At 46.4% G+C, this 3,916-nt stretch carries 1 protein-coding gene and 2 pseudogenes; all 3 read right to left on the bottom strand.

Translation table 11 applies throughout. The features are described from left to right. Positions 1 to 238: 238 nt before the first annotated feature. Positions 239 to 484, bottom strand: a pseudogene (locus DWY93_RS14875) (hypothetical protein); the annotation flags it as partial. Positions 485 to 963: 479 nt separating this feature from the next. Further along, positions 964 to 2,043: pseudogene (gene tet(40), locus DWY93_RS14870) on the bottom strand (tetracycline efflux MFS transporter Tet(40)); the annotation flags it as partial. A 266-nt stretch (positions 2,044 to 2,309) separates the two neighbouring features. After that, on the bottom strand, positions 2,310 to 3,689 hold the full coding sequence (locus tag DWY93_RS14865) for an MATE family efflux transporter (protein ID WP_347466344.1): 1,380 nt from the start codon (positions 3,687 to 3,689) through the stop codon (positions 2,310 to 2,312). Between the last annotated feature and the right edge of the window lie 227 nt (positions 3,690 to 3,916).

Here is a 3,916-nt window from a genome sequence, read left to right as displayed (position 1 = left end):
GCCTGTTCAAAAAATGCCATATAGTTTGTTAGCCGGAATCTGATTAAAAAATAGGTTTGTCATGTTTCATAGGCATACAAAAGCCGGAACAATCTGCCGCCCGGTTTCCGGGGGCATGATTCCGGCTGTCCTCCTTTTTCATTATTTTTCTTGCGATTGTCCGCTTTGTACGCCAATGGCCTCAACTGAGGCAGTTGCGGCAAATAGATACGATCACTCCTTTCTCAGCGGAACCGTATTACACGCCCTCCGTGTCTACTTCATATACATCGCAGACCTCATCAGGCTTGAGTTTTAGTCTGGCAGACAAAAATGCTTCAATATCAAAGGTATTTCGCTTGTCTGCATCAGCTATGTATTTGAAATTAGGGTGTCTGGTAATGTCATACTTGTCTGAAAGAAACGGACGCACACCGCGCAACTGCAAGATGCACTTGCCGCCATCCATAACTGCCAGCTCGTCCTGGCTCATCAGCTCTTTGCCACAATGTCAAGTGATGAATTCAAAAAAGACAAGCACTATCCAAAGAAAAACTTCTTTTATGGTATCTGCCTATTTTGTTTTCGATAGTTTTAGCTGTGATACATTTAATTTAGGGTGCAAAAAAGCAGGAGACCTTTTCGGATCTCCTGCTTAGTAGAGCTGTGAATATTTAATTGTGGTTGGGTTGCCAGTTATGCAAACTGGAATTGGTCATTCTTCTTTTTCTTCAGGAGTATCTTCATTTGGCTTGGAACTGATTTTTGAAACAATAATACCTGTGCAAGTAACAACTACCACACAAAGATACATTCCTATTCCTAATGCTCATGTACGGTAAAGTATCACAAGAAAATTATGTCGAATTGACAGCCGCCTCCGCTATACCGAATAAGGAAATAAAGAGTCCTCAAATTTTGCGCTACTAAATGAAGACGAGCGGAAGTAATCTCCCGCTCGTCAGTAAACTTAACTATGCCATATCAATCCCGCTTCTTTCCCGCCACCGGCACTAAGAACAGCGCGGGCAACAGCAGGAAAGCGGTACAGACCAGCCCCCAGGGTATGGACACCTGCTGGGCTACCAGCCCCACAATAGGCCCGCCGATGATCTGCCCGAAAGAGTCCAGCTGTCCGCTGGTGGAAAAGACTGTGGCGCGCATTTTCTCATCCACTTGGTCGTTCATCCAGGCGGCCAGCACAGGCTCCTTGATGGTGCGCATAAGCCCCGCCAGCAGGAACACCAACAACATGAACCAAAAGCTCCGCCCCACCGCGAAGAGAACCAGGCACAGGATATACCCGGCGCTGGTGGACATGACCACACTGGTTCGGCTGACAGTCCCTTTTTTCTCCATGCGGGCGATGAGCAACTGAGAAGCCAGAATACCTAAGCCGTTGCCGATAAGACTGATAACACCGAACCAAGTGACGCTGTTCAGCGGCCCGATAACGGGTATTACCGTGTCATCCAGAAAATGAGCGGTGGAGAGCCGGTCAAAGCCTTCACTGGCAAGTCCCCCGCATAGTGTGATTGCTAAGAGCGCCAGCAACACAGGTGCGCCTTTCACAAAGCCCAGGTTGAGCTTGAACAGGCAGACAAAGTCTTTAAGCAAGCCCTGCCGTTCCTCAATAGCAGGGGAGAAGTTGGTTTCTGGCATGATGCGAACCATCACCAGCCCCAACAACAAGCACAAACTGCCCCCCAAGATGATAGGCATTTGCAGGTTTATGTTTCCCAGCAGTGTGCCCAGCACCACGCCCAGAACGCCGCCGATTTGCCCCATTTGACTGCCCCGCAGGAACACCTTGTCTATGGGTTTGTCCTCTTCCTCCGAGGCAATCCACGCCTCCAGAGCGCCGGTGATGAAGGTATCACCGCAACCCCAGACAACCTGGGCCAGCAGAACCGGCGCGAACCACGGTAGCGCACCCTCCATCAGAAAGCCCAGGCCGTAGAGGAACATTCCAATCAGCACCGAGCGCCGACGGCTATACAAATCCGCCACCACACCGGTGGGCATCTCGAACAGAAAGCAGGAGGTCTCCAGAACCGTCCCTACAACTGGTTAATAGCAGAGAATGCAGGAAAGCAGTATAAATCTGTATTCTACATAGTTGATAAAAATAAAATCATAAGATATTTCTTACGGATGAAAAATAGTGTCGGCTAATTTTATTTAAAAGCTGTGATATTTAAATGAAGTCTAAATAAACAGCTGCGAAAGCATAAAATTCGAAAAGGTGCAGTGCGAGCGTTCCTGCTTTGAATAGGGCTTTTGCTGCACCTTTCGTAGACTAGGGATTTCGCAGCATTGTTTTCACAGCGTCAAATAAAGTAATTCTGTTTTCCAGGCCGGAAGAAATACCGTACATGCATGACCGTCGACAGGAGCAGTGTCAAAAACTCTGCCACCGGAATGGCAATCCATGCGCCGGTTAAGCCAAGGAAAGTCGGCAAAATCAACAAGCTCAATACAATAAATACAAGTGTTCGGCAGAAGGAAATCATTGCGGAAATCAGACCGTTGGATAAGGCGGTGAAAAATCCGGAGGAAGTAATGTTTAAACCGCTGAACAGGAAGTTAATGGCAAAAATCTTAAATCCCGGAGCAGCCAGCCGGAAAGTATCCGCATCATGTGTAAAGACGGAAACAATTGGTGTGGATAATGTAACGGCAGCGATTGTCAGAAGAACTGAGGAAATACCCACAAAGAGGAAAGCAATACGATGGATATTTTTCAGTTCTTTTTTGTTGCCTGCGCCGTACTGGAAACCGACGATCGGTCCGATGCCGATGGAAAATCCAAGATAAAAGGCATTGAACAGGAACTGTCCGTACAGTAAAATCGAGATGGCAGCGACACCCTGTTCGCCGGCCAGACGCATTATGACAATATTGAACAGAAATGTAACAATGGCATTGGACAGCTGTGAGATCATTTCAGAGGAACCATTATAACAGGCCTGTCCAAGTTCCCTGAGATGGAGTCTGAAATGGGTGAAATGCAGAGAACCTTTCGAAAATGTAAAAAACAGCAGGCCGGCGATAGCCGGAATGGATTGACCGATACCTGTGGCAAGGGCAGCTCCGCTGATGCCCATCTGGCAAACAACGATAAAAACATAGTCCAAAACGGCATTCAGGATACCTGCGATCATCGTCAGAACAAGGCCAAGGTTTGGTCGGCCTGCAGTAACAAAATAAGACTGAAACAGACATTGCAGGATGGCTGCCGGTGCAAAGCTGACGACGACAGAAAGGTAACTGTCGCAGTAAGCCAGCAGAAGATCGCTGGCTCCCAGGATTCTGGAAATAGAAGTCAGATTCATATGGGTCAGCACAAGAATGACAACACTGATGAGCAGACTGATGACCACAAACTGGGTCATACATTCCTTGGCTTCTTTATCTTTGCCTTCCCCCATGTAACGGCTGATAATGGCATTGCCACCGGTGCCCAGCATGGTGCCAATGGCAAAAACAATATTAATGATTGGATAAACAATGTTTATAGAGGACAGGGCATTGCTGCCGACAAAACGTGAAATAAAAATACCGTCGATAATCGTATATAACGACATAAACATCATCATAATGATGGAAGGTGCGGCAAATTTTAAAAGAGAGGCCGGTGTAAAATGGCCGTTAATTGAGTGACTCATAAATAAACTCCTTTCAAAAGATAGTGTAACTTTTATCAACATTTGATAGAATATACTATTGGGTAACCCTATAGTCAAGAGGGAATACAAATATTTACAATTAGATGCGTGAAAAGGCAGAAATGCTTTTGGAGGGATAAAATGGACAGGCATGAATATATGACAACAGGTGAGTTTGTTCTTTCAAATACGAAACAAAAAGAGCCGATGATTCGTGAATTGTTCCACAATTTCATCGGCTCTGCGTCTTAAGCGTCTGGCTCTTTGAT

The organism is Clostridium sp. AF28-12 (assembly GCF_003435225.1).
In the GTDB taxonomy this organism is placed as follows: domain Bacteria; phylum Bacillota; class Clostridia; order Lachnospirales; family Lachnospiraceae; genus Pilosibacter; species Pilosibacter fragilis.
The sequence above is the reverse complement of the archived record's forward strand: the minus strand, read 5'-3'. Positions and strand labels throughout refer to the sequence as shown.